The following is a 24,462-nucleotide window of genomic DNA, read 5'->3' on the forward strand; positions in this document are numbered from 1 at the left end:
CAGTGGCCTTCACGATAGCAAGCCGCGCGCCTATAGTTTCCGCAACCTTCCTGGAAACCCCCCGCCATGCGCCGCTTCCTGCCCGACCAGTTCACCCTCATCCTGATCGCCACCGTGGCGTTCGCCAGCTTTTTCCCGGCCGTGGGCAAGGGCGCGTCGTTCATGATGGTGGCCAGCAATGTGGCGATTTCGCTGTTGTTCTTCCTGCACGGCGCGCGTTTGTCCACGGACGCGATCGTGGCGGGGGTCAAGGACGTGCGGCTGCATGCGCTGATCCTCGGGTGCACCTTCATCCTGTTCCCGGCGCTGGGGCTGGCGTTGCGGGCCGTGTTTCCCGGGCTGCTGACGCCGTCGCTGTGGCTGGGCGTGATCTTCGTGTGCACGTTGTCGTCGACGGTGCAGTCGTCGATCGCCTTCACGTCGATGGCGCGCGGCAATGTGCCGGGCGCGATCTGCGCGGCGACCGCGTCCAACCTGCTGGGCACCGTGCTGACGCCGCTGCTGGTGGCGGTGCTGCTGCATCGCCAGGGCGGCGGCCACGGCCTGGCCGACGCCGGCCGCATCCTGCTGCAGCTGCTGCTGCCGTTCGCGGTGGGCAGCCTGTTGCGGCCGTGGATCGGCGCCTGGGCGCAGCGCAACAGCCGGGTGCTGTCGAAGGTGGATCGCAGTTCGATCCTGCTGGCGGTCTACACCGCGTTCAGCGAGGCGGTGGCGCAGGGCATCTGGCATGCGTTCCCGGCGATCGACCTGGCGACCATGGTGCTGGTCAATGCGTTGCTGCTGGGGTCGGTGCTGCTGGTCACGACCTGGGGCAGCCGCAAGCTCGGGCTGTCCAAGGAGAACGAGATCACGCTGGTGTTCTGCGGGTCGAAGAAGTCGCTGGCATCCGGCATTCCGTTGGCCACGGTGCTGTTCGGCACCTCGCAGATGGGCATCGTGGTGCTGCCGCTGATGATCTTCCACCAGATGCAGCTGATGGTCTGCGCGGTGCTGGCGCGCCGCTACGCCGACCGGGCCGAGCCGACGCAGGCGGCCGAGCCGGCCCGCGCCTGAGGCCTCAGCCTTCGGCGGCCAGCGGCTGGATCTTGCCGCTGGGCTGCCAGTAGACGGCGCCGTCGCGTTCCTCGACCGCCAGCACGGTGAGACGGCCGTTCTTACAGGGGCCGCCCACGCACAGGCCGGTGTCGGGCTGGTAGGTGGCGCCGTGGCGGGCGCACATGATCAGGTCGCCCGCGCGGGTGAAGAAGCTGCCTTCCCAGTCGAGTTCGACGCCGACGTGGGCGCAGCGGTTCAGGTAGCCGTGCACCCGGTCCTGGTAGCGCACGAAGAAGGCGGTGGTGCGGCCCGCGCTGTCGGTGACCGGCAGTTTGACGCCGAGCCCGCCGTTGACCAGGTCGGTGGCGGCGCAGACGCGGACTTCGGGGGCGATGCGGGAATCCTGCATGGATGGCCTTGGAAGCAAAGGGTGCGATCTTCGGACAGGGGGCGGGGCTTGTCAATCCGCCGGCGCGGCGGTGTTTTCCTGCTGCCGCGCCCACATGGCGGCATACAGGCCGCCCGCGGCCAGCAGCTGCGCGTGGCGCCCGCGCTCGGCCACGCGGCCGTCCTCGAGCACCAGGATCTCGTCGGCATCGGCCACGGTGGACAGGCGGTGGGCGATGATGAGTGTGCTGCGGCCGCGGCTGACTTCGCGCAGGTTGGCCTGGATCTCCCGTTCGGTGCGGGTGTCGAGCGCGCTGGTGGCTTCGTCGAACAGGAAGATGGCCGGGTCCTTGAGCAGGGTGCGGGCGATGGCCACGCGCTGCTTTTCGCCGCCGGACAGCTTGAGCCCGCGCTCGCCCACCATGGTCTGGTAGCCGTCGGGCATGGCCATGATCAGGTCGTGGATGTGCGCCAGCCGGGCCGCGTGCTCGATCTCGGCATCCGAGGCGCCGGGACGGCCGTAGCCGATGTTGTAGCGGATGGTGTCGTTGAACAGCACGGTGTCCTGCGGCACTACGCCGATGGCGGCGCGCAGGCTGGCCTGGGTGACGTCGCGGATGTCCTGGCCGTCGACCAGGATGGCGCCGGCGTCGGCATCGTAGAAGCGGAACAGCAGCCGCGCGATGGTGGACTTGCCCGCGCCCGAGGTGCCCACCACGGCCAGGGTCTTGCCGGCCGGCAGGGTGAAGTTCACGCCCTTGAGGATGGGCCGGCGTTCGTCGTAGCCGAAGCGCACGTCGCGGAACTCGACCGCGCCGCCGGCCACGCGCAGCGGTAGCGCCTCGGGGCGGTCGGCCACTTCGCGGTCCTGGCCGAGCAGCTCGAACATGCGCTCCATGTCGATCATGGCCTGCTTGATCTCGCGGTAGATGAAACCGAAGAAGCTGAGCGGCGAGTACAGCTGCAGCAGGTAGGTGTTGACCAGCACGAAGTCGCCCAGGGTGTAGCGGCCCGCGGCGATGCCGCGGGCGGCCATCCACATCACCAGCGTCAGGCCCGCGGAGATGATGACGGCCTGGCCGACGTTGAGGATCGACAGGCTGACCTGGCTGCGCACCGCCGCGCGTTCGTAGCGGGTGAGCGAGGCGTCGTAGCGGCGCGCTTCGTGTTCTTCGTTGCCGAAGTACTTGACCGTTTCGTAGTTCAGCAGGCTCTCGATGGCCTTGGTGTTGGCCTCGGAATCGGTTTCGTTCATGAGCCGGCGGAACTTGGCGCGCCATTCGGTGACGGCCAGCGTGTAGGCCATGTACAGGATCACCGTGGCGCCGGTGGCCAGCGCCAGCCAGGCGTCGAACATGCGCCACAGCACGATGCAGACCAGGCCGATCTCGAAGAAGGTCGGCAGGATGTTGAACAACAGGAACGATAGCAGCGTCTGGATGCCCTTGGTGCCGCGCTCGATGGCGCGGGTCAGGCCGCCGGTCTGGCGCGTCAAGTGGAAACGCAGGGCCAGGCCGTGCAGGTGGCGGAAGATCCGCAGGCCGACCGAGCGGATGACGTGCTGGCCGACGCGGGCGAAGAGGGCGTCGCGCAGTTCCGAGAACAGCAGCGACAGCACGCGCGCGCCGCCGTAGGCCAGGATCAGGCCCAGCGGCACGGTCACGGCGCCCGGCGCGCCTTCGCCCAGGGCGTCGATGGCGTGCTTGTACAGCACCGGCACGTAGACGGTGGCCGCCTTGGCGGCGAACAGGCACAGCAGGGCGGCCACCACCCGGGCCTTCAACCCCGCCTGGCCGGGCGGCCAGAGGTAGGGAAAGAGGGTGCGCAGGGTGGCGAAACCACCGCGTCCGGCGGGGCGGGAATCTGGTGCGGTCATGGGGACGGAAGTTGTTCAGGCGGGGGGCGGCCCAGGGTTCCACGGGGGTGAAAGGCCCCGAAAAGGCCCATTATCCGGCACCAGCGCTATGATCTAGTTGAAAACCCCTGGGATGAAAGCACCACTCCCGGGGGTTTTCCATCCGGTTTTCGCATTGTTTTTCCATACGGGCGCAGCGGGGCGGGCCCGTCATCAACGGTAGGCCAGGGGGTACCGCCCGGCAACATCCCTGGCTGCGCGACCTGGCGCGATTTCGCCATGCGAGCGTCGCGTCGCAAGCTTGGGAGGGTGTTATGGCGAAGGTTCCCACAGTGAAACTGAACGACGGCGGCAAGATTCCGCAATTGGGCCTGGGCGTGTGGCAGGTGCCGGACGAGCAGGCCGCGGCCAGCGTCAAGGAAGCGCTGGCGGCCGGCTACCGTTCGGTGGACACCGCCGCGATCTACGGCAATGAATCCGGCGTGGGCGCCGGGCTGCGCGCGGCAGGGGTGGCGCGCAAGGATCTGTTCATCACCACCAAGCTGTGGAATGACAGGCACGGTTTCGACCAGGCCCACCAGGCGATGGACGAAAGCCTGGAAAAGCTCGGCCTGGCCTACGTGGATCTGTACCTGATCCACTGGCCGGTGGCGGGCAGCGAGAAGTTCGTCGACGCCTGGCGCGCCATGATCGAGATGAAGGAAGACGGCCGTGCCCGCTCGATCGGTGTGTCCAATTTCACCCAGGCCAACCTGGAGCGCCTGATCGATGCCACCGGCGTCACGCCGGCGGTCAACCAGATCGAGCTGCATCCGGGCTTCGCGCAGCGCGAACTGCGCGCTTTTCACGATAAGCACGGCATCGCCACCGAATCTTGGAGTCCGCTGGCGCAGGGCAAGATCACCCAGGACAAGACCATCCTGGAACTGGCGCGCAAGCATGGCAAGTCGCCGGCCCAGGTGACGCTGCGCTGGCACTTGCAGCATGGCCTGATCGTGATCCCGAAGTCCGTGACGCCGGCGCGCATCCGCGAGAACATCGACGTGTTCGATTTCGAGCTGTCGGGCGCGGAGATGGCGGCGATCGACGCCATCGAGGAAGGGCCCCGCCTGGGACCCGATCCGGAAAAGTTCGGCAAGTAGGGCGCCCGCGAGCGGCGGGCGCCGCCGGCGTGCCCAGGGCCTGCGCGGGGCTTCTTTCAGTGCCAGCCGGGCTCTAGGCCTCGGGTTGCCTGGGCGGGAAGAACCAGTAGCGCGCGATGACCACCAGCAGGATGGTCAGCGCCGTCCATGAGGCCCAGTGCCAGGCGCCGGTGCCCAGCAGCGCCGCCAGCAGGCCGAAGATGCTGAGCACGCCCAGCAGGGTCGGCACGCCCCAGACGAACAGGAAGCCGCGCGAGGATTTCTGCTTGCTCATGCGGGACTCCGTTGCGGGGTGGCGGCGGCCTGGTGCTTGCGCACCAGTTCGGCGATGCGGGCTTCGGTGGCGCGGCGCCGCGCCAGCCACAGGTAGAGGCCGCTGACCAGCACCACGATGGTGATCAGATCGAGCACGGCCCAGATGATCTTCAGGGGCAGGCCGGCGTAGTCGCCGAAGTGCAGCGGACGCGACAATTCCAGCGCGGTCAGGTACCACGGCATTTTCGCGATCGTGGTCAGTTCGCCGCTGCGGCCGTCGATCAGGACGGGCGTGTTCATCTTGGAGGTCAACGGCGTGGCGCCGCGCATCCAGGTGATGTAGTGGTGGGGGCTGCCGAAGGCGTTGCCGGGGAAGGCGATGAACGACACTTCGTTGCCCGGCAGGGCCTTGCGCGCGGTGTCGGCGGCGGACTGGGCCGAAGACAGTTCGGCGGGCACGCCCTGGCCCTTGTAGGGTTCGAGGATGCGCACCAGCTCGGTCGATTGCCACAGGCGGAACAGCGGCGTGGACAGCTCGTTGATGACGCCGGTCACGCCCACCACGAAGGCCCACACCAGCGTCACGATGCCGAGCAGGTTGTGCAGGTCCAACCACTTGAGGCGGGTGGAGCGGCCGGCGCGCACGGTGCCAAATTCCAGCTTCTTCATGAAGGGCCCGTACAGCACCACCCCGGAGACGATGGCGACGCAGAACAGCAGGCCCATGAAGCCCAGGAACAGCTCGCCCGGCAGGCCGGCGAACAGGTCCACGTGCAGGGCCAGCATGATGCCCATGAAAGAGAACTTGTCTTCGGTGTAGAGCGGGCCGTCGAGCAGCACGTCGCCGGTGCGGCCGTCCATGCGCACCGCGTGGCCGGACACCATGCCGTCGCCGGGCTTCTTGGCCATGCCGACGTAGACCTGGGGCTCGTCGGGGTCGAAGAACAGGTAGTCGACCACTTCGCCGGGGTACATGGACTTGGCGCTTTCGACCAGCTTGTCGAGGTTGGCCGGCGGGGTCGAGGCGGGCACGTCGGACAGGGGCTTGGCGTCGTCCAGCCAGTGCTCGATCTCGTGGTGGAACACCAGCGGCAGGCCGGTCAGGCAGATGATGAGCAGGAAGATCGTACAGACCAGGCTGGTCCACTTGTGGACCAGGTACCAGGTTTTGATGGTGGAGGCGGCGGTCATGGCGACGGCGGGGCGGCTCGCGCGGCCCCCTTCAATGGAGATTCGGGAAAGGACGGAACATTATCACGAATAATAGCTATTCTCGTCACGCAATTTGTGTTGCGTCTTGCAAGCGAGGTGTAATTGGGGGCAGATGAAAGCGGGTTAAAAGGAAGCCTGGGCCCGATTGGGCGGGCTGGATCATCATGCAGCAACGTTTTCTGAAAGTGCCGCGCAACGAGCTGGGCCGCGATTTCGCGGTGGGCGACGTGCATGGCTGTTTTACGCGCCTGCGCGACAGCCTGGCGCGGATGGGCTTCGACGCCAGCCGCGACCGGCTGTTTTCCGTCGGCGACCTGGTCGACCGGGGGCCGGAGAGCGAGGCCGCGCTGGAGTGGCTGGCGCAGCCCTGGTTCTACGCGGTGCAGGGCAACCACGAGGACTATGCGGTGCGCCATGTCCGCACCGGCCAGGTGGACGTGGTGAACTGGCGCGGCTACGGCGGCGGCTGGTTCCTGGACCTGCCGGCCGAGCGCCAGCAGGTCTACGCCGAGGCCTTCGGGCAATTGCCTATCGCGATCGAGGTCGAGACCTCGTCGGGCGCGGTGGGATTGCTGCATGCCGATTGCCCGGTGTTGTTCTGGCCGCGCCTGGAATCGGCGTTGCAGGACCGCTACAAGCGCACCAGCGCCGCCTGCCAGTGGTCGCGCGACCGACTGCGGCAACTGGACCGCACCGGCGTGCGCGGGGTGCGCGCGGTGGTGGCGGGCCACACCCCGGTGGCCGAGCCGCTGGCGCTGGGCAACGTCTATCACATCGATACCGAGGGCTGGAAGGATGGCTACTTCACCTTCCTCGACCTGGAAACGCTGCAGGCCTGGCCGCGCGCGGTGGTGACCGAGCCCCCGGTGGTCGAGCCGGGTTAGCCGGGCTGGCCGGGACCGGAGCGGGAAAATGAAACGGGGCGCCCATGGGCGCCCCGTCTGCATTGCGGTGCCAGGCCGCTAGTGCCGTTCCGTGGATTTCGCGCGGGGGGTATCGGCCGGACAGCACGCTAGAGCGGCCGCGCCGCCAGCGGCCCGTCGCCGCCGCTGACGACGCTGGCGCGGGGGCCGGCCACCGGGTCGGCCTCGACGCGTGGCACCGGAATCGGCGGGATCGGGGGGGCATTGCCGGCGCCGCCGCCCAGCGTGCCTCCCAGCGCGCCGCCGCCGGCGGCCGGCACGGGAATCGGCTGCGCCACCGGCGCCTGCTGGGCCGGCACCTGTTGCGTCGGCACCTGCCGGGCCGGTTGCGGCGCGCCCGCCTGCGGTGGGGTGGCCGGCGGCTGCGCCGCGCCGGGCACGGGCAGGGGCCGGACCGAGTTGTCGACGCCGTCGGTGGAGCGGTTGTTGTTGAGGAAGTCGGTCAGCGGGTCGCCGCTGGACAGGTCGAGCGAGGCCACCGCCTGGCCCGGCGGGAATTCGTTGAAATAGTATTCGCCGTTGTCCACCAGCAGGCCGTCGGGACGCGGCGCCGGCTTGGCCTCGGGCACGCCCTTGAGCGCCGGCTGCATGTAGTCGAGCCAGGTGGTCAGGGCCAGGCCGCTGCCGAATTCGTTGGTGCCCAGCGACTTGGGCTGGTCAAAGCCCATCCAGACCGTGGTGGCCAGGCTGGGGGTGAAGCCGGAGAACCAGACGTCGACCGCCTCGTTGGTGGTGCCGGTCTTGCCGCCGATGTCGTTGCGCTTGAGCACCTGGTGCGCACGCGCCGCGGTGCCGCTGGTGGTGACGCCGCGCAGGATGTCATCCATGACCCAGGCGGTGCGCGGGTCGATGGCGCGCGCGGCGGCGTCGCCCGCCACCACCGGCTGCGCCTGCATCAGCACGTTGCCCGAGCGGTCGGTGACCTTGTCGATCAGGTAGGGCGTGACGCGGTAGCCGCCGTTGGCGAACACGCTGTAGCCGTTGACCACCTGCAGCGGCGTGGCGCCGCCGGCGCCCAGGCCCAGCGGCAGCACCGCCGGCCAGCGGGCCTTGTCGAAGCCGAAGCGGGTCAGGTAGTCCTGCGCGTACTGCGGGCCGATGGCCTGCAGGATGCGGATGGTGACCATGTTCTTGGACTTGTACAGGCCCTGCCGCAGGGTCAGCATGGGTTCATAGCGGTTGCCGTCGTTCTTGGGCTGCCAGTCCTTCGAGCCGGTCTGCGCGGCGGTCAGCATGAAGGGCTGGTCGGACACCTGGGTGGCCGGCGTCAGGCCGCGTTCGAGGGCCGCGGCGTACACGAACGGCTTGATGTTCGAGCCCGGCTGGCGCCAGGCCTGCGTGACGCGGTTGAAGGTGCCGCGGTTGTAGTCGAAGCCGCCGATCATGGCGCGGATGGCGCCGTCCTGCGGCACCATCGACACCAGCGCCGCCTGCAGCGCCGGCATGTTGATGATTTCCCAGCCGTCGCCGTTCTTGTGGATGTAGACCACCGAGCCGCGCTGGATGCGCTGGCTGTCACTGGCCTTGGGGTTGAGGGCGCGCGCCACCACCGCCAGCGCCTTCTTGTCGGAGATGGTGATGATCTCGCGCGCGCTGCGCGCCACGGTCACTTCCTGCGGGCTGGCGGCCAGCACCACGGCGGTCAGCAGGTCTTCGCTGTCGGGCGTCTTTTCCTGCACGCCGTCGAGGATGTCGTCGAACGCCGCGGCGTCCTTTTCGACGCCGTCGGGCAGGTCGATCTGGTCTTCCGGGCCGGGGTAGGGCGCGCGCCGGGTGTAGTCCAGCACGCCGTCGCGCACGGCGCGGTAGGCCGCTTCCTGGTCCTTGGAGTCGATCGTGGTGTAGACGTCGATGCCCTTGGAGTAGGTCTGCTCCTGGAACACGCCGTACATCAGCTGGCGCGCCAGTTCGGCCGGGTATTCGCCGTGGATGGCGAAGCCGCGCAGGCTGGCGCCGTCGGCGCCGCGGATCACTACGTGCTGCTTGAGGGCTTCTTCGGTCTGTTCCGGCGTCAGGTAGCCCAGCGTCTTCATGCGGCCCAGCACGTAGTGCTGGCGGATCTCGGCGCGCGGGAAATTGGTGATGGGGTTGAAGCGCGAAGGCGCCTTGGGAATGCCGGCCAGCATCGCGGCCTCGGCCGGCGTGACTTCGGACAGCGGCTTGCCCAGGTAGGTGCGCGAGGCGGCGGCGAAGCCATAGGCGCGGTGACCCAGGTAGATCTGGTTCATGTAGAGCTCGAGGATCTGGTCCTTGGTGAGCTCGGATTCAATCTTGTAGGTCAGCAGCAGTTCGTAGAACTTGCGCGAATAGGTCTTTTCGGACGACAGGTAGAAGTTGCGCGCCACCTGCATGGTGATCGTGCTGCCGCCCTGGGTCTTGGATTGCTTGACGAGGTTCACGAGCACGGCGCGCACCATGCCCATCCAGTCGACGCCGCCATGCTGGTAGAAGCGGTCGTCCTCGGCCGCCAGCACCGCCTGGCGCATCACCGCCGGGATCTCGTCGAAGCGCAGCACGTTGCGGTGTTCTTCGCCGTATTCGCCGATGAGGACCTTGTCGGCGGTATAGATGCGCAGCGGCACCCGCGGCCGGTAGTCGGTCATGGCGTGCAGGTCGGGCAGGCTGGGCCAGGCGATCGCCAGCGCCAGGCCGACCAACAGCGCCCCGCAGACACCGAGGCCGGCGACGGCGACGCCGGCCTTGATCAGGAGTCGTTTCCAGGGAAAGCCCGATTTGCCGCCCGGGGTGGCGGAGGATTGCTGGGGGGTGCTCATTGCTGGCGATTCTAGGGCAGAACGCTATAGACCGGCCACCGCGCCGGAAGGTTTCAGTAACCAAACTTGCCCGCAGGGACGGTTCGGATCGGCGGCAGGGGATTTAGGGACGGGGTTGAGGATACGCGCCACGCGGGTTTCGCGCAGCGCCGCGTGGCAAGCGCGCGCTGAAATGTATTGCGCGCCGTGACAAACGGCAAGGCCGGTTGCAGGTGTCATGCGGCCTGTCGGTGCAGATACCGTTGCGGCGGCGCGCCCAGGGCACGGTGAAACATGGCGCTGAAGGCGCTGGCGCTGCGGTAGCCGAGGTCGGCGGCGATGCGCGCCACCGGCACGCCCAGCGACAGGCGGCAGACGGCGTCGGCCAGGCGCACCTGTTGCACCCACTGCCGGTAATTCAGTCCCAATTCAGCCTGGAACAGACGGATGAGCGTGCGCGCGCTGGCGCCGACCTCGCTGCCCCAGTCCTCGATGCCGCGCTGCAGCCCGGGCCGGTCGAGAATCGCCTCGCAGATGATCTGCAGGCGGCGGTCGCGCGGCCATGGGATCTGGATGGGCACGACCCGCGCGGCGGCCAGTTCGGACAGGATCAGCGCGGCCACCTGTTCGGCGCGGCCGCCCAACGGATAGTCGATGGGCTCGGCGGTCAGGGCCAGGATCAGCTCGCGCAACAGGCCGCTGACCTCGATCACCTGGCATTGCGGCCAGTACGCTTGCGCGGCGTCGGCCTGGATGTAGAGCGAGCGCATCGAGACCGCGCCGACCATGTCGACGCCATGCGACACGCCCGCCGGGACCCATAGCGCACGCAGCGGCGGCAGCGCCCAGAAGCCGCTGGGCGTGGTGACGCGCATTACGCCTTCGATGGCATAGATGAGCTGGGCGCGCGGATGCGAGTGGGCGCCGGTGCGCGCGCCGGCGGGAAATTCCTTGGCCATCGCGGTCACGCCGCGGGGACGGTGTTGATAGTCCTGGGCGTCGATGCTGCGGGCCGGGTCGAGGCGCGCGGGCCGGGTGGGCATGTTGTCACTTCCGACAAATGGAGGAGGCCGAATTCATGGGGGAATGGCCCTATTTTGTCACTTTCCCGACGAAAATTGTCAGTCGGAGGGCGGGCATGCTTCCTACACTGGCAAGGTCCGGCGCTGCGCCGGGCTTTTCTTTGTTTCCCCCGTCCCGTCCAAGCCATGAACCCATCCCAGACCCCCGCTGCCGCGCTGCCCGATGACGCCGCGCCGGCCGCCGCGCCGCAGCCCGCCGTTGCCGACCCTTCGACCGCGTTCGCGGTATTGGGCGCCATCAGCGTGGCGCACCTGATGAACGACATGATTCAGTCGATCCTGTTGGCCATCTATCCCATGCTGAAGGATTCGTTCAGCCTGTCGTTCGCGCAGATCGGCCTGATCACGCTGGTGTACCAGCTGGCGGCCTCGCTGCTGCAACCGTTCATCGGTTTCTACACCGACCGCAACCCCAAGCCGTATTCGCTGCCGGTGGGCATGGGCTTCACGCTGGCCGGCCTGTTGCTGCTGTCGGTGGCGCCGTCGTTCGGCTGGCTGCTGGTGGCGGCGGTGCTGGTGGGCACGGGATCGTCGGTGTTCCACCCCGAGTCGTCGCGGGTGGCGCGCATGGCCTCGGGCGGGCGCCATGGGCTGGCGCAGTCGCTGTTCCAGGTGGGCGGCAACGTGGGCTCGGCGCTGGGGCCGCTGCTGGCGGCGCTGTTCATCATTCCGCACGGCCAGCGCAGCGTGGCGTGGTTTTCGCTGGCGGCGCTGTTCGGCATGGTGGTGCTGACCGGCATCGGCCGCTGGTACGCCGCCAACCGCGCGCGCCTCAAGCCCCGCGCGAGGCGCGAAGGCGCCGGCAACGGGCTGACGCGCAACCAGGTGCTGGGCGCGTTGGGCGTGCTGGGGCTGCTGGTGTTTTCCAAGTACTTCTACCTGGCCAGCCTGAACAGCTATTTCACCTTCTACCTGATCGACAAGTTCGCGCTGTCGGTGCGCGAGGCGCAGTTGTACCTGTTCCTGTTCCTGGCCGCGGTGGCGGTGGGCACGGTGGTGGGCGGCCCGGTGGGCGACCGCATCGGCCGCAAGATCGTGATCTGGGTGTCGATCCTGGGCGTGGCGCCGTTCACGCTGCTGTTGCCGTACGCCAACCTGTTCTGGACCGGCGTGCTGGTGGTGGTCATCGGTGTGGTGCTGGCGTCCGCGTTTTCGGCCATCGTGGTGTATGCGCAGGAACTGGTGCCGGGCAAGGTCGGCATGATCGCCGGCCTGTTCTTCGGTTTCGCCTTCGGCATGGGCGGGCTGGGCGCGGCCGCGCTTGGCAAGCTGGCCGATGCCACCAGCATCGGCTACGTGTACCAGGTCTGCGCCTATCTGCCGCTGCTGGGCATCGTGGCGGTGCTGCTGCCGGACGTGGAGCGCAAGCGCGCCTGAGGAGCGGGGGCGCGCGACGGCCCGTGACGGCCGCCCGCGCGCTCCGGGCGCAATCCGCCCTCAGGCCGCCGGCACGGCGGCCAGGCGCGGGCGGGCCGCCTCGATGGCCTGGATCTCGCCGTCGCCGCCATGATGGATGACGGCGACGCGGGCGGCGCGCAGTTGGGCGATCTGGCGCGGCGTGACGGCGAAGCTCAGCGCCAGCCGGTGATCGTCCAGCGGCGCGATGGGCTGGCGTCGGTCCTTGCCGCCGAAGCGCAGGTGGTTGTAGGCCGCCCACAGCACCAGCACCGCCGCATTCAGCAGGGCCAGCACGGCGTAGCTGCCGAGCGTCTGCAGCGTCGGCAGGAAGGTCGGCCAGAGCGGCGCCTGCGGCCCGCTGGCCGCGCCGCGCAGGATGGCGACGATGCCGGCGCCGAACAGGTAGACGAAGGCGAGCCAGCCGACCGCGGTCAGCAGCAGGTCGAACAGATAGCCCGCGCGCGAGCGTTTGGTCGTGATGATCATGATGCGTCCGGTGATTTGATGCCACGGTCGGGGCTGGTCCAGCGCGCGCGCTCGGCCTGCTTGCGCAGCATGACTTTGGGGAAACTGACCAGGGTGGTGAGCAGGCTCACCATCCAGTAGGCCAGGGGATACCAGATGACCCAGTAGAGCGCGCGCCACAGGCCCGGCTCGTAGCGGCGGTCGATCAGGATGCTGATGGCGAACTGCAGCAGGCACACCATCGCCAGCATCATGCCGGTGAAGGCGGGCGGCATCAGGCTGGCGATGTGCATGTTGTTGGGCAGCGTGACGAACTGGCTGATCACCCACAACAGCACCGACACGCCGAAGGCGAAGGCCCAGGCGGTGGACAGGCAGAACTCCAGCATCAGCGGCCACAGGCGGCGATGGCGCCAGCTCCAGATCGAGCGCAGGTTCTTCAGGAACACCTCGGCGCCGCCCTGCGCCCAGCGCAGGCGCTGCTTCCAGATGCCGCGCAGCGTCTCGGGCATCAGGATCCAGCACAGGCCGCGCGGCTCGTAGAAGATCGACCAGTGGTCGCGCTGCAGCTTCCAGCTGATGTCGATGTCTTCCGTGATCATGTCCAGGCTCCAGTAACCGACCCGGTCGAGCGCGGCGCGGCGGAAGGCGGCGACCACGCCCGACACGGTGAAGACCTGGCCGTAGACGCGCTGGGTGCGCTTGATCAGGCCGATGATGGACGAGAATTCGCCCACCTGGATGCGGCCGATCAGGGTCGAGCGGGTGCGGATGCGCGGGTTGCCGGTGACGGCGCCCACGCGCGGGTTGTCGATCAGCGGCGCCACCAGGTAGGCGGCGGCGTCCGGGTCGAGCACCGCGTCGCCGTCGATGCAGACCAGGTATTCGCTGCGCGCGGCCAGCGCGCCCATGCGCAGCGCCATCGCCTTGCCCTGGTTCTGCGCCAGGTGCACCACGCGCAGGCGCGGGTGCTGTTCGGCCAGGCGGTCCAGCATCGGTCCGGTGCCGTCGCTGGAGCCGTCGTTGATGGCGATGACCTCGATGTTCGGATAGCGCTGGTTGAGCGCGGCCAGCAGGGTCTCTTCGCCGTTGTCGGCCTCGTTGTAGCAGGGCACCAGGATCGACACCAGCGGATCGCCGGCCAGCGCCGGCGGCGCCGATCCGGGGCCCCACTGCCAGCGCCGTTCCCAATGCCACCAGAAGTACAGGCCGCCGGCCATCCACATGCCGGACATGAACAGCGGGTAGAAGAAGACGAAGCCCAGCAGCGCCTGGCCGGTCAGCATCATGGTGAAGCCGAACGGCGCGCCCAGCACCGCCAGCAGGATAATCAGGGCAATCAGACGGTCGATCATCGGAGGGGATACCAGGCTTCGGAGATGGCGGGCCGGATGCCTTGCAACCGGGGCTGGTCTTGCGAGAAGTCGTCGGGGTAGTAGCCGAAGCTGCGGGCGCCGCGCAGTTGCAGGCGTTGCATCCAGCCGGCCAGTACCGCGGTGTCGACGGGCGTGGCCTCGGGGCGGCCGGGGCCGGTGCGCCAGTCGCGCGCCTGCAGTTCGAATACAGTCCGGTCGAGCGCGCCGGGGCGCCGCGCCACGGCGTCGACCAACCGGTCGAGCCAGGCGTTTTCCTGGCCCTTGGGCACGTTCTCCATCAGCGGCATGGCCATGGGGGCGGTCCAGTCGTAGGCGGCCAGGAAGTCGTCCAGGTTCTGCGCGAACCAGGTCTCAGACTGCGGCTCCAGGATCGGCATGGCGAAGATGTTGCGGGCGGTCTTGATCTGGGGCCCGCGCACGGCGCGCACGCGCTCGGTCAGTTCGGCCGTGAAATCGACCAGGGCGCGGCTCTTCAAGCGCGTCCAGCGCTGCAGCGTGTCCGGGTCGGCGCGCAACTGGCCGATATCGCCGGGCAGGCCGGCGGCGCGGTAGGCGGCCAGCGCGCCGGGGCTGGCGTCCTCGAAGTCGGACAGCACGGCGTCATCGTGGAACAGGATGCCATCGAAGATGGCATGGCGCGCCAGGTCCTCGTACAGGTCGCCGATGCGGGCGCGCGCGGTGGCGTCGAACGGCGACAGGCGGCGGTACTGGTCCGGATCGGGCCGCGCCTGGGCCTGGCCGGGCTGCCAGCGCGTGACGCGCGGGATCGAGGCGTCCAGGTCATAGGCCAGCACCGGCATCCAGGCATACACCATGACGTTGGCGCGGTTGTGCAACTGCCAGGCGGCGCGGTTGAACAGGTCGGCGCGCACCGGCAGCCAGCGGTTGGGGAAGTACACCGAACGCACCAGCCCGTCGCCGGTGGGATCCGAATACGCCTGCAGGAACACGGTGTTGATCTGCATGTCCAGGATGCGCTGCACCAGCTCGCCCAGGTTGCGGTCGGTCTGCGCCGGATCGGGGTCGTAGACGTAGTCCAGGTCGATGTGGGCGATCCGCATGAAGGGCGTGGCCTCCATGCCGACGACGCTGTTGGCGAACGGCTTGAGCGGCGGATCGCTGGCCAGCAGCATGCGCGGCGTGGACATCAGGCGCGCCAGCCGGCCAGGGCCGTCCTCCAGCGTGAGCGCCAGCTGGTAGCCGTTGTCGGCGGCGATGCGCAAGGTGCTGCCGCCCTCGGCGCCATAGGGCCAGACCCAGACGCGCGGCTTTTTACCGGTGACCTGTTCGATCTTGCGGCTGATGGCGCGCACGTCGCCGCCCATGCGGGCTTCGAACTGCGCTTCGCTCTCGTAGCGGCCGGTCTTGGCGTCGTAGGCGCGGATCGCCGCGGCCGGTTCGGTATTGCCTTGCGGGTTGGCCAGCGCGCCGTAGTGCGAGGCGTCGGTGTGCGCGGCGATCTCGACCAGGCCGGACTGCGAAATCGCGCGTACTTCAGCCCAGTTCAGGAAGCGTTGGCGCGGCTGCGGGCTGCCGCCGAAATCCACCTGCTTGTCGGCGGGGGTGTCCATCCAGGTGCCCACCGGCGCCAGCAGCGCCGGCCAGCGATAGGCCTTCAGGATCGGCAGTACGCGGGTGTAGAAGCTGCGGTAGCCGTCGTCGAAGGACAGCAGCACGGCGCGTTCGGGCAGCGGCTTGCCGCCCTGGCGCGCGGCCAGGATCTGGTCGACCGAGACGGCCTGGTAGCCGTTTTCGCGCAGCCAGGCCAGTTGGTCGACCAGGCGGTCGGTGCGCACGCTCAGAAAGGCCTGGTCGGGGTCTTCGTCTTCGACGTCGTGGTAGGCCAGGGCCAGGAAATTTCCCTGTGCCCAGGGTTGTTCGGCGGGCGCCACGGGCCGTTCGGACGGCGGCGTGTAGACCGGGATGTCCTTGGCGCAGGCGGTCAGCGCCAGGATGGCCAGCAGCAGCAGGGCAGCCAGCAGGAGTCGGATGGGTAGCTTGAGCAACATGGCGGTCTCAGAAGCGGTAGGCAAGGTCGAACACGATGCGCAGTTCGCGCTCGCGCTGGCCGTCGTACGGGCGGCTGATGCCGGTGACCATCGCGCCCATGTCCAGCACGTCGTTGGCGCGGTAGCGCTGGCCATAGCCCAGGGCGATGACGCCGCCGGTGCCGTAGCCCTGCTGGGTGTAGGTGCCGGCGCCGATCGTGCCGATCTGTTCCCAGGCGGTTTCGTAGCGGCGGTACAGCGTGTGCGTGACGCGCGCGCCGGGCAGCACCATCAGGTCCGAGCGCGGGTTGTAGTAGGGCGCGTCGTCGCGGCTGTTGCGCTGGGTCGACAGGTCCAGCGTCAGGTCGGCCTTCAGGTGCGGCGCGGTGTAGACGCGCTCGCGCCCGTCCAGCCCCAGTTCCCAGCGCTGGTTGCCGTCGGAAAAGCGCGACGGCGACAGCGACAGGGTCCATTCGCGCCGCTCGTTGGCGCGCCAGCGCACGAAGCCGGTCAGGCGGTTGGCCTTGATGTCGTTGGTCAGCGCCCGCAGCGGGGTTTCGCGCGACAGCACTTCGCCCGAACCGCCCACCTGCCAGTGGTCGTCGATGTCATAGGCGGCCGACAGCCGCAGGCCGGGCTTGACGCCGTGGCCGTAGCTGTGGGTCGAGACTTCGCCTTCGACCGTCAGGTCGCGGCCGCGCCATTGCACGCCGGTGCGCAGCCAGCGGTAGTTGCCGCGCCCCTCCTCGAAGTCGCCGGTGGCGTAGCCGCCGCCGCCGAAGGCGCGCCAGTTGTAGTCGATGGGCGGCGAATACAGCACCGCGTCGATGCCGAAGTCGCCGTTGCCGTTGACCGGGCTGTCCGAGGCCAGGCCGCGGTAGCCGCTGATGCGCAGCTCGGCCTTGTTGTGGACCTCCCATTCGCGCGCCAGGCGGCGGCTGGTGAGGTTCTCGGGCGCGCGCGCCAGGGTGTCGGCCGACAGCGCCTCGGCCTGGCGCCATTCCTGCAGGTCCATGGCGGTGAAGCCCTGGCCGTTTTCGACCTGCAGCGCGCGCGGCGCCAGGGTTTCGGCCATCTTCAGTTCGCGTTCCGCGGCGCGCGGCAGGTCGCGGCGGCGGTAGACCGAGGCCAGGTCGGCGCGCAGGGAGGAATTGTTGGGGGCGTTTTCGACCATGCCGCGCAGTTGCTGCTCGGCGGCGGCGGTGTCGTCGGCCTGCAGGCGCGCGGCCGCCACCGTCTGCGCGCCTTCCAGCTTCAGGTCGTTGGGGTTGCGGGTGGCCTGCCCCTTGAAATACAGCCAGGGGCTGTAGCCGGCGTCGATGGCGTCGGTGACCGCGCCGGTCTGGTCGAATTCCTCGGCCTCGGCCAGCGCGTAGTACAGGCCGGTCTCGGTGCTGAGGCGGTCTTGCGCGTCGTCGTCGCGGTTGGCGCCATCGGCGCCGACCTGGCGATACAGGTCGCGCGCCTTCTCGGGCTGGCGCAGATACAGATAGGCGGAGGCGACGTCATTGAGCGCGTAGCGCGGCACCGTGACGTCGCGCGCCCGCAAGGCCTCGTATTCGCTGACCACGTCGGCCATGCGGGCGCGGGCGTGCAGCGCATGCAGGCGGTCGATGCGGGCGCGCAGCACGTCGTCGCGGGCGGCATCGCCCAGGGCTTCCCAGGCCGGGATCAGCGCCTCGTAGCGCGCCAGCGCGCGGTCGGCGATGACGAAGCGCTCGGCCTCGGTCCGCGTCGGCATGGCCGCCAGCCGCACCTGCTGGGCCAGCGCGTCGCCTTCCAGGCGGCGCAACTGCGCGGCGTCGAACAGGTCCGGATGCTGGCGGGCCAGATCCAGCGCCGGCTGCGCCAGCCGGGCGCGGCTCAGCGCGGCGATGTATTCGCGCAGCACGTAGGGCGTGCCGGGCGCGATCGCCAGCGCCTGGTCGGCCTGGTGCAACGCCTCGTAGGGCTGGCGCAGGCGGACGTGGACGTAGCTCAGCGCCAGGCGGGCATCGGCATCGCGCGGCGCGCGCCTGCTCCAGGCCCTGCCGGCGGCCAGGGCGGCTTCGGTCTGGCCGGCGTCGGCCAGGGTCATGATTTCGCCCGCGGCAAAGGCGGACTGGTCGGGATGGCGCCGCAGGCCGGCGCGATAGGCCGACAGGGCCTCGGGCCAGCGGCGCAGGTCGCGATAGGCGCGCGCCACCGCCAGCTGGATATCGGCGGGCAGGGCGAGGGAGGGCGACAGCGTTTCGTAGGCGCCCACGGCTTCGGCGGGGCGGCCGGCCCAGCTGGCGATCACGATGTGGTCGTACACCGCCTGGCGGCCGGCCGCCGCGCCTTGCTGGCGCAGCATGGCCAGCGCCGGTTCGTAGTCGCCGGCGCGGGCGCGCGTGATCAGCGCGTCATAGTCGGCGCCCGGCGCCGCCAGCGCCAGGACGGGAGCGAGCAGCGCGCACGCGGTGAGGGCCTGCAGTCTCGGCCCGGTGATCCGCCGTCGCGGGTCCGTCATCAAGGCGGGCGGCGCCTGGCGGCCTGCCCGGCCCCTGGGGGGCGTTGTTCTTTTCAGCATCTGTAAATACTTCCGCAGTTGCGATGAGGGCGCTCGTGGCTCCGCCGGCCGGACGCGGGTGGGCGTTGCCGAAGGCGCGGCGCGGACGCGGGAAGGCGCCGGCGGCGAAGGGGAGAGCGTTTGGGTATTCACTGCGCGGCGCCCGCTGCGGGGACCTTCGCACTCGCGCGAGGGAGTGCATGGCTAGTACGCGCCACGCCCGTGGGGCGTGGTTGCGGCACTTCTGATGGCACCGTCAACAGGCCGAACTTTATGGCTTTTCGGCGAAATCAACTGTCAATTAGTGCAAAGGAGGGACCGCGGCCGCAGGCCTTGGCGTATTCTCTGCGGGCGTACCGCACAACCGTCGTGGCGGTATGGCCGGCATTGGGACGGATCCCGGTACGGAACGTTGTGCGCGCGACGGAAATGGCGCGATGGTGCGCCGTGCAGGTAACAAAAAACGTCAAAAGTGCGGGTCTGTAACGCGTCCTCGGGCCCGCATCCGGTGCAACAGTTGTTCCAAGCGACGGCGACCGCCCAGGAGGGCGCAAGCCGGCAAAAACATGACGACTTCACTATTTTTCCTGGTGTGGGGCCTGGCCACGGCCCTGGCGCTGCCCCTGCTGCTGCCGTTCAATGCGCGCCGGGTGCCGGGCGTGCGCGCGTTCACCATCGCCAACGCGTTGGCGGTGCTGTCGCTGCTGGCCTACGCCTCGGCCGAGATCCTGCCGCCGGCCGTCTACGTGATGGTGTCGAATACGTCGTGGCTGGTCGCGGTGAGCCTGGTGTACGTGGGCGTGCGGCAGTTCTTCGGCTTGCGGCCGCAGGTCCTGCGCGTGGGCGCCGCGGCCGCGGTCGGCATCGCGGCGATGGCGCTGATGCTGTACGTCACGCATGACCTGGTGGGCCGCATGATGCTGTTTTCGGGCTACACCGGTGTGCTGATGGCGGCCACCGGCGCCGTGGTGTTCCGCCAGCGCCGCGGTATCCGCACGCCTGGCGTGATCCTGTATGTGCTGTTGTCGCTGTCCGCCCTGGTGGTGCTGCATGCCTTGCGCGCCGGCGTCTATGGCAGCGGCTGGGCGCAGGCCGCGTCGTTGCTGGAACCGGCGCCGTGGGGCCTGTTCTTCATCGTCTGCGGCTCGGTGACGGTGCCGGCGCTGTTCCTGGCATTGCTGCTGCTGATCCAGACGTCGCTGTCCGAACAGATGCAGGCCGCGCTGACCTTCGACAGCCTCACCGGCGCCTATTCGCGCCGCAGCATCCTGGATGAACTGGAGCACGAGCTGCAGCGCTGCGCGCGCAGCGGCGGCAGGCTGGCGGTGCTGGTGCTGGACATCGACCATTTCAAGTCCATCAATGACCGCCACGGCCACGCGGCCGGCGATGCCGCCTTGCGCCATTTCGCGCAGGTGGTGCCCAAGGCCGTGCGGGCCAGCGATAGCTTTGGCCGCCTGGGGGGCGAGGAGTTCGTCTTGCTGATGTACGGCTGTGATGCCGCGCACGCGCTGGTGCAGGCGCAGCGGGTCTGCGACGCCCTGCGCGATTCGCCGCTGTACCTGCAGGGGCAGGAATTGCGCATGACCACCAGCGGCGGCGTGGCCACGCTGCAGCCGGGCGATTCGGCAGATGGCATCCTGGCTCGCGCCGACCTGGCACTCTACAAGGCCAAGGAGCTGGGGCGCGACCGGGTCGAAATGGCCTGGAGCGCGCGTGCGTCGGGCCGCCCGCAGGCGGCCCGGGAGGAAGAGGCGGCCGCCGAGGCCGCCGAACCCGCCAAGCTTACGGCTTGAGATGTTCGATGAAGAACTTTTCCATGGCCGCGTAGAACTCGAATTTGTTCTCGTCGTTGTGGAAGCCGTGGCCTTCGTTGTCCTTGACCATGTATTCCACCTCGACGCCGCGGGCCTTCAACGCCTTGACCATCTGGTCGCTCTCGTCCTTGTTGACGCGCGGGTCCTTGGCGCCCTGGGCGATGAACAGCGGCGTCTTGATCCTGTCGGCGTGCAGGGCCGGCGAGGTCGCCGCCAGGCGGTCCTTGTCGCGCACCGGGTCGCCGACCATGTCCTGCATCTTGTCCAGCATCGGCTTCCAGTAGGGCGGAATCGACTTCATGAACGTGAACAGGTTGGACACGCCGACGTAGTCGACCGCGGCCGCGTACAGGTCGGGCGTGAAGGTCACGCCGGCCAGCGTGGCGTAGCCGCCGTAGCTGGCGCCGTAGATGCCGATGCGCTTGGGGTCGGCGATGCCCTGCTTGACCAGCCACTGGACGCCGTCGGTGATGTCGTCCTGCATTTTCAGGCCCCATTGGCCGAAGCTGGCTTCCCAGAAGGCGCGGCCGTAGCCGGTGGAGCCGCGGAAATTCATCTGCAGCACGCAGAAGCCGCGGTTGGCCAGGAACTGCACCTCGGGGTTGTAGCCCCAGCCGTCGCGCGCCCACGGGCCGCCGTGCGGGTTGACGATGCACGCCAGGTTCTTGGGATCGCGCCCGGCCGGCAGCGTCAGGTAGCCATGGATGGTCAGGCCGTCGCGGCTCTGGTAGCTGATGGGCTGCACGCGCGACATGTCGGCCTCGGGAATGGCCGGGTTGATGTCGGCCAGCTTGCTGAGGGTGTCGGCGCGCGCGTCGTAGATGTAGCGCGAGCCCGGCGTGCGGTCGTTGTAGGCGGCGACGATGAACTTGTCTTCATCACGGTTGGCGCCCTGGATTGCGAACTGGTAGCCCTCGAGCTGGGCTGACAGTTTCTTGAACAGGGTTTCGGTCTCGGCGTCGAAGAACTTGTATTGCGGCTTGTCGGTCTGGTACGAGGCCACCGTCAGCACGCGGCGCTTGCGCGAGAAGCCGGCGGCGTCCAGGTCGACCGTGTCCGGGGTGAAGATCTCGTCTTCCTTGTCGGGGCTGGCCGGGTCGATCACCACCAGCGCGAGCTTGTCGCGGCCGCGGTTGGACAGGGCGTAGAACTTCTTGTCGTCGAAGGTGAAGAAGGCCGGGCTGACGCTGGTGCGGTAGTCGGTGGTGAAGAGCGGACGGAATTCCGAGGCTTCGTCGTCGCGGTAGAGCAGGGTGGTGTTCAGGCCGTCGCTGGTGACGGCGGCGCGCACCTTGCCGGCGTGGTCGGTCTGCCAGCCGACGATGTTGCCGGGGTTCTGCGCCACCAGCACGCCGGCGCCGGTGTGCACGTTGACGCGGTAGACGTCGAACACCTGCGGGTCGCGCTGGTTGTGGCTGATGAGGATGTGGTCGGGGTCGTCTTCGAGGTCGTCCTCGATGCTGGCGCGCACGCCGTCGTACGGGGTCAGGTCGGTGACCTTGCCGGTCTTGGCGTCCACCGCCAGCACGTGGAAGTTCTCGTCGCCGCCGAAGTCCTTCTGGTAGAGCACCACGTCGGCGCCCTTCCAGAAGAAATTGCTGATGTCGCGGGCCGACTCGCTGGTCAGCTTGCGCGGTTCGCCCACCGGCTTGCTGCCTTCCAGGGGCTGGACGTAGATGTTCATGCGCGGCGGCTTGCCGTCGACGCTGGTGGGCTGCATGAAGCCGAGGGTCTTGCCGTCGTCGGCCAGGCGGAAGAAACCGCGTTCCGGATTGCGGAAAAAGTCCTTCAGGGGGTAGGCCCGGGGCGGCTGCGCCGCGGCGCTGGCGCCCAGCGAGGCGCCGACGATACCGGCGGCCAGGATGGTGTGTTTCATGAATGAGAGCAAGGCATACCTCCGACGATTCCACCCGGCCGCGGGCGCCGCCGGACTACCGGTCGATAATGCCATAGCCGCGGCCGGGGTGTCGAACCGGCCGGGCCACTTATGCCGGTAGTCCGTTTGCGGGATAATCGCGGCTATCAATCTGGAGAAACACATGGTTCGGAATCTGGTCGCGGCCTCGGCGCTGGCCCTGGGCCTGGCGGGCTGCTCGCTGGGTATTTCGCAGAACGGCTCGTCGCCGCACAGCGAATTCAAGGCGCCCGTCGCGTTCAAGGACGCCTACGCCACCACGCTGCGCCAGGCCAACGCCTGCCTGCGCAGCACCGACGACGCCTATCGCGTGGTGTCGAGCCTGGACGAAAGCGCCCAGTCCGCCGTGGTGCGGGTGCTGGCGCCGTACAGCGACAGCGAAATGACCCGGGTCGACCTGAAGGCGGCCGGTCCCAAGGCCACCGACACCCGCATCGTGATGTGGGGCAAGGGCACCTGGGACGCGGCGGCGATGCGCGCCATGCAGGACGCGATCGTCTATGGCATGAGTTCGTGCTCCAGCTACATGCCGCTGGACCCGCGGCCGCCGGTCAAGCCGTCGCGCGATCTGCCCAAGTAAGGGCGTAAGGGCAATGGCGGGCCTTGCGGCCGCATCGGGCGACGGCGGCCGCAAGGCCCGCCGCCCGTTCAGTCGCCGCCCGGACGGCGGCGGATGATCTTGAAGGTGGCGGTGGCGCGGGCCACCAGTTCGCCGTCGGCGCGGCGGATGTCGCCTTCACAGAAGGCGATCGACGCGCCGCGGCGCAGGCAGCGCGCCTCGATCACCAGGTCGCCGGTGCCGGGCGACAGGAAGGTGGTGTTCATGTCGATGGTGGCCATGCCCTCGGTGGCATCGGCCGAGCCGCGCGCCGCGGCGCTCAGGGTGAAGTCCAGCACGCTCATCAGGGTGCCGCCGTGGACGTCGCCGCGGCTGTTGGTCAGGTCCTGGCGCCACGGCAGCGACGTGCGGGCATAGGCCGGCGCGATCTGTTCGGGCACCAGGCCCAGGAAACTCATGAAGGGAATCGCCAGGCCGAAATACTCGCCCGGAGCGGGAGTTGCGGTTGCAGTCATGGAAGCGGTCACGCGGGGAAGGGGAAAGATGGGGATTTGCCGGTCATAATATCCACTTTTACGCCGTTCGCCGGGCCCGGCCCCCGCGCCGGGGCGATTTTTCCGGTGACCGTACATTTCGCACCCGCTTGCGCGCCGATGCGCCATCCGGGCACCCGTTTTCCACCGCCATGAGCGACGCCAGCCGCAAGATCGTACACATCGACATGGATGCCTTCTATGCATCCGTGGAACAGCGCGACAACCCCGAGCTGCGCGGCAAGCCGGTGGTGGTGGCGTGGACCGGGCCGCGCTCGGTGGTGTGCGCGGCGTCGTACGAGGCGCGCCGCTTCGGCGTGCATTCGGCCATGTCGGCGGTGCGCGCCCAGCGCCTCTGTCCGCAGGCGGTCTACGTGCCGCCCGACTTCAACCGCTACCGCGAGGTTTCGCGCCAGATCCGCCAGATCTTCGGCCGCCATACGGACCTGATCGAGCCGCTGTCGCTGGACGAGGCCTACCTGGACGTGACCGTCAACAAGCTCGGGCTGCCGTCGGCCACCGAAGTGGCGCAGGTGATCCGCCAGCAGATCCGCGCCGAAACCGGCCTGACCGCCTCGGCCGGCGTGGCGCCCAACAAGTTCCTGGCCAAGATCGCGTCCGACTGGAACAAGCCCGACGGGCAATATGTGATCCGCCCGTCACGGGTGCTGGAGTTCCTGCAGCCGCTGCCCGTGCGCAAGGTGCCCGGCGTGGGCAAGGTGATGCAGGCGCGCCTGGAGCAGTTGGGTATCCATACGGTGGGCGACCTGGCCACGCACGCCGCGCAGGAACTGGAGCATTACTTCGGCCGTTACGGCCGGCGCCTGTACGAGCTGGCGCGCGGCATCGACGACCGCGAGGTGCAGACCGACCAGCCGTTGCAGCAGGTGTCGGCGGAAACCACGTTTTCGGAAGATGTGCGGCTGGAGGCGGTCGGCGAGGCCCTGGACCGCATGGCCGACAAGGTCTGGAGCCAGGCCTTGAAGAAGGGCGCGCTGGGCCGCACGGTGGTGCTCAAACTCAAGACCGACCGCTTCCGCATCCTGACGCGCAGCCAGACCAATCCCAATCCGCCGGCCTCGGCCGCCGAGCTGGCGACCATGGCCCGGCTGCTGTGCGAGCGGGTCGACCTGCCGGCGCAGACGCTGTACCGGCTGGCGGGGGTCGGCATGAGCAATTTCGCCGATCCCCAGGAACAATCACGCCAGCCGGACCTGTTCGGCGGGGCGTTCTGACT

19 protein-coding genes are annotated in these 24,462 nt (G+C 68.8%); 7 read left to right on the forward strand and 12 right to left on the reverse strand.

The features are described 5' to 3' along the window. The first annotated feature begins 66 nt into the window (after positions 1–66). Positions 67–1,053 (forward strand): bile acid:sodium symporter family protein, encoded by a 987-nt coding sequence (locus AT699_RS10510; RefSeq protein ID WP_024068429.1) that lies wholly within the window; start codon positions 67–69, stop codon positions 1,051–1,053. 4 nt (positions 1,054–1,057) lie between these two features. Here AT699_RS10510 and AT699_RS10515 read toward each other — a convergent pair whose 3' ends face one another. Continuing rightward, entirely contained in the window at positions 1,058–1,444 is a 387-nt protein-coding gene (locus tag AT699_RS10515) for a Rieske (2Fe-2S) protein (RefSeq protein WP_006386601.1), read from the reverse strand. A 51-nt stretch (positions 1,445–1,495) separates the two neighbouring features. Continuing rightward, a complete protein-coding gene (locus tag AT699_RS10520; protein WP_024068430.1) occupies positions 1,496–3,298 on the reverse strand; it encodes an ABCB family ABC transporter ATP-binding protein/permease in 1,803 nt (600 codons plus the stop codon). A 293-nt stretch (positions 3,299–3,591) separates the two neighbouring features. On the opposite strand from AT699_RS10520, the gene AT699_RS10525 reads away from it, so the two are divergent. Continuing rightward, on the forward strand, positions 3,592–4,419 hold the full coding sequence (locus tag AT699_RS10525; RefSeq protein WP_045953102.1) for an aldo/keto reductase: 828 nt from the start codon (positions 3,592–3,594) through the stop codon (positions 4,417–4,419). 73 nt (positions 4,420–4,492) lie between these two features. Here the strand turns inward: AT699_RS10525 and AT699_RS10530 are convergent, their stop codons facing one another. Further along, positions 4,493–4,693 carry a hypothetical protein gene (locus AT699_RS10530; RefSeq protein WP_006386604.1) on the reverse strand — a complete coding sequence of 67 codons (201 nt, stop codon included), beginning with the start codon at positions 4,691–4,693 and terminating at the stop codon, positions 4,493–4,495. Further along, positions 4,690–5,865, reverse strand: coding sequence for a PepSY-associated TM helix domain-containing protein (locus tag AT699_RS10535; RefSeq protein WP_020927075.1), 1,176 nt, complete (start codon positions 5,863–5,865; stop codon positions 4,690–4,692). Before AT699_RS10535 ends, AT699_RS10530 begins: the two co-directional genes overlap by 4 nt. 185 nt (positions 5,866–6,050) lie before the next feature. Here AT699_RS10535 and AT699_RS10540 point away from each other — a divergent pair, with 185 nt between their 5' ends. Continuing rightward, positions 6,051–6,770 (forward strand): metallophosphoesterase, encoded by a 720-nt coding sequence (locus AT699_RS10540; protein ID WP_024068431.1) that lies wholly within the window; start codon positions 6,051–6,053, stop codon positions 6,768–6,770. A 128-nt stretch (positions 6,771–6,898) separates the two neighbouring features. Here the strand turns inward: AT699_RS10540 and AT699_RS10545 are convergent, their stop codons facing one another. Both AT699_RS10545 and AT699_RS10550 read right to left on the reverse strand, forming a co-directional pair. Next, complete coding sequence (locus AT699_RS10545; protein ID WP_024068432.1) at positions 6,899–9,583, reverse strand: penicillin-binding protein 1A; 2,685 nt, start codon at positions 9,581–9,583, stop codon at positions 6,899–6,901. A gap of 215 nt (positions 9,584–9,798) precedes the next feature. Then, complete coding sequence (locus AT699_RS10550; RefSeq protein ID WP_024068433.1) at positions 9,799–10,605, reverse strand: AraC family transcriptional regulator; 807 nt, start codon at positions 10,603–10,605, stop codon at positions 9,799–9,801. Positions 10,606–10,770: 165 nt separating this feature from the next. Between AT699_RS10550 and AT699_RS10555 the strand changes: the two genes are divergently transcribed. After that, positions 10,771–12,021, forward strand: a complete 1,251-nt coding sequence (locus AT699_RS10555) for an MFS transporter (RefSeq protein ID WP_024068434.1) — start codon at positions 10,771–10,773, stop codon at positions 12,019–12,021. A gap of 60 nt (positions 12,022–12,081) precedes the next feature. Here the strand turns inward: AT699_RS10555 and pgaD are convergent, their stop codons facing one another. From pgaD to pgaA, 4 genes are read right to left on the reverse strand one after another with little or no spacing between them, the layout of a single operon-like run. Next, a complete protein-coding gene (pgaD, locus tag AT699_RS10560) occupies positions 12,082–12,528 on the reverse strand; it encodes a poly-beta-1,6-N-acetyl-D-glucosamine biosynthesis protein PgaD (RefSeq protein WP_024068435.1) in 447 nt (148 codons plus the stop codon). Next, entirely contained in the window at positions 12,525–13,862 is a 1,338-nt protein-coding gene (gene pgaC, locus AT699_RS10565; protein WP_024068436.1) for a poly-beta-1,6-N-acetyl-D-glucosamine synthase, read from the reverse strand. Before pgaC ends, pgaD begins: the two co-directional genes overlap by 4 nt. Beyond that, positions 13,859–15,892, reverse strand: a complete 2,034-nt coding sequence (pgaB, locus tag AT699_RS10570) for a poly-beta-1,6-N-acetyl-D-glucosamine N-deacetylase PgaB (RefSeq protein WP_024068437.1) — start codon at positions 15,890–15,892, stop codon at positions 13,859–13,861. The genes pgaC and pgaB overlap by 4 nt, the downstream gene beginning before the upstream one ends. Positions 15,893–15,899: 7 nt before the next feature. Then, a complete protein-coding gene (pgaA, locus tag AT699_RS10575; protein ID WP_058207283.1) occupies positions 15,900–18,362 on the reverse strand; it encodes a poly-beta-1,6 N-acetyl-D-glucosamine export porin PgaA in 2,463 nt (820 codons plus the stop codon). A gap of 605 nt (positions 18,363–18,967) precedes the next feature. Here pgaA and AT699_RS10580 point away from each other — a divergent pair. Next, the gene (locus tag AT699_RS10580) at positions 18,968–20,197 is read left to right on the forward strand and encodes a sensor domain-containing diguanylate cyclase (protein ID WP_024068439.1); all 1,230 of its coding nucleotides are present in this window, start codon (positions 18,968–18,970) and stop codon (positions 20,195–20,197) included. Here AT699_RS10580 and AT699_RS10585 read toward each other — a convergent pair. After that, entirely contained in the window at positions 20,187–22,094 is a 1,908-nt protein-coding gene (locus AT699_RS10585) for a S9 family peptidase (RefSeq protein WP_370445616.1), read from the reverse strand. The genes AT699_RS10580 and AT699_RS10585 overlap by 11 nt on opposite strands. Positions 22,095–22,257: 163 nt before the next feature. Here AT699_RS10585 and AT699_RS10590 point away from each other — a divergent pair, with 163 nt between their 5' ends. Further along, complete coding sequence (locus tag AT699_RS10590; RefSeq protein WP_006386616.1) at positions 22,258–22,713, forward strand: BPTD_2524 family lipoprotein; 456 nt, start codon at positions 22,258–22,260, stop codon at positions 22,711–22,713. Between the two features lie 68 nt (positions 22,714–22,781). On the opposite strand, the gene AT699_RS10595 is transcribed toward AT699_RS10590, so the two are convergent. Further along, the gene (locus AT699_RS10595; RefSeq protein ID WP_006386617.1) at positions 22,782–23,207 is read right to left on the reverse strand and encodes a PaaI family thioesterase; all 426 of its coding nucleotides are present in this window, start codon (positions 23,205–23,207) and stop codon (positions 22,782–22,784) included. A gap of 170 nt (positions 23,208–23,377) precedes the next feature. On the opposite strand from AT699_RS10595, the gene dinB reads away from it, so the two are divergent. Beyond that, on the forward strand, positions 23,378–24,460 hold the full coding sequence (gene dinB / locus AT699_RS10600) for a DNA polymerase IV (protein ID WP_006386618.1): 1,083 nt from the start codon (positions 23,378–23,380) through the stop codon (positions 24,458–24,460). Positions 24,461–24,462: the final 2 nt, after the last annotated feature.

This window comes from Achromobacter xylosoxidans (assembly GCF_001457475.1).
Classification (GTDB): Bacteria; Pseudomonadota; Gammaproteobacteria; order Burkholderiales; family Burkholderiaceae_B; genus Achromobacter; species Achromobacter xylosoxidans.

Bases quoted from the DNA above. Each gene is read 5' to 3' on its own strand.
- AT699_RS10515 (WP_006386601.1), bottom strand. From the start codon at position 1,444: ATGCAGGATTCCCGCATCGCCCCCGAAGTCCGCGTCTGCGCCGCCACC.
- AT699_RS10555 (WP_024068434.1), top strand. From the start codon at position 10,771: ATGAACCCATCCCAGACCCCCGCTGCCGCGCTGCCCGATGACGCCGCG.
- AT699_RS10595 (WP_006386617.1), bottom strand. From the start codon at position 23,207: ATGACTGCAACCGCAACTCCCGCTCCGGGCGAGTATTTCGGCCTGGCG.
- AT699_RS10535 (WP_020927075.1), bottom strand. From the start codon at position 5,865: ATGACCGCCGCCTCCACCATCAAAACCTGGTACCTGGTCCACAAGTGG.
- pgaB (WP_024068437.1), bottom strand. From the start codon at position 15,892: ATGTTGCTCAAGCTACCCATCCGACTCCTGCTGGCTGCCCTGCTGCTG.
- AT699_RS10520 (WP_024068430.1), bottom strand. From the start codon at position 3,298: ATGACCGCACCAGATTCCCGCCCCGCCGGACGCGGTGGTTTCGCCACC.
- AT699_RS10545 (WP_024068432.1), bottom strand. From the start codon at position 9,583: ATGAGCACCCCCCAGCAATCCTCCGCCACCCCGGGCGGCAAATCGGGC.
- AT699_RS10510 (WP_024068429.1), top strand. From the start codon at position 67: ATGCGCCGCTTCCTGCCCGACCAGTTCACCCTCATCCTGATCGCCACC.
- pgaD (WP_024068435.1), bottom strand. From the start codon at position 12,528: ATGATCATCACGACCAAACGCTCGCGCGCGGGCTATCTGTTCGACCTG.
- AT699_RS10550 (WP_024068433.1), bottom strand. From the start codon at position 10,605: ATGCCCACCCGGCCCGCGCGCCTCGACCCGGCCCGCAGCATCGACGCC.
- pgaA (WP_058207283.1), bottom strand. From the start codon at position 18,362: ATGACGGACCCGCGACGGCGGATCACCGGGCCGAGACTGCAGGCCCTC.
- AT699_RS10540 (WP_024068431.1), top strand. From the start codon at position 6,051: ATGCAGCAACGTTTTCTGAAAGTGCCGCGCAACGAGCTGGGCCGCGAT.
- AT699_RS10580 (WP_024068439.1), top strand. From the start codon at position 18,968: ATGACGACTTCACTATTTTTCCTGGTGTGGGGCCTGGCCACGGCCCTG.
- AT699_RS10585 (WP_370445616.1), bottom strand. From the start codon at position 22,094: ATGAAACACACCATCCTGGCCGCCGGTATCGTCGGCGCCTCGCTGGGC.
- pgaC (WP_024068436.1), bottom strand. From the start codon at position 13,862: ATGATCGACCGTCTGATTGCCCTGATTATCCTGCTGGCGGTGCTGGGC.
- dinB (WP_006386618.1), top strand. From the start codon at position 23,378: ATGAGCGACGCCAGCCGCAAGATCGTACACATCGACATGGATGCCTTC.
- AT699_RS10590 (WP_006386616.1), top strand. From the start codon at position 22,258: ATGGTTCGGAATCTGGTCGCGGCCTCGGCGCTGGCCCTGGGCCTGGCG.
- AT699_RS10530 (WP_006386604.1), bottom strand. From the start codon at position 4,693: ATGAGCAAGCAGAAATCCTCGCGCGGCTTCCTGTTCGTCTGGGGCGTG.
- AT699_RS10525 (WP_045953102.1), top strand. From the start codon at position 3,592: ATGGCGAAGGTTCCCACAGTGAAACTGAACGACGGCGGCAAGATTCCG.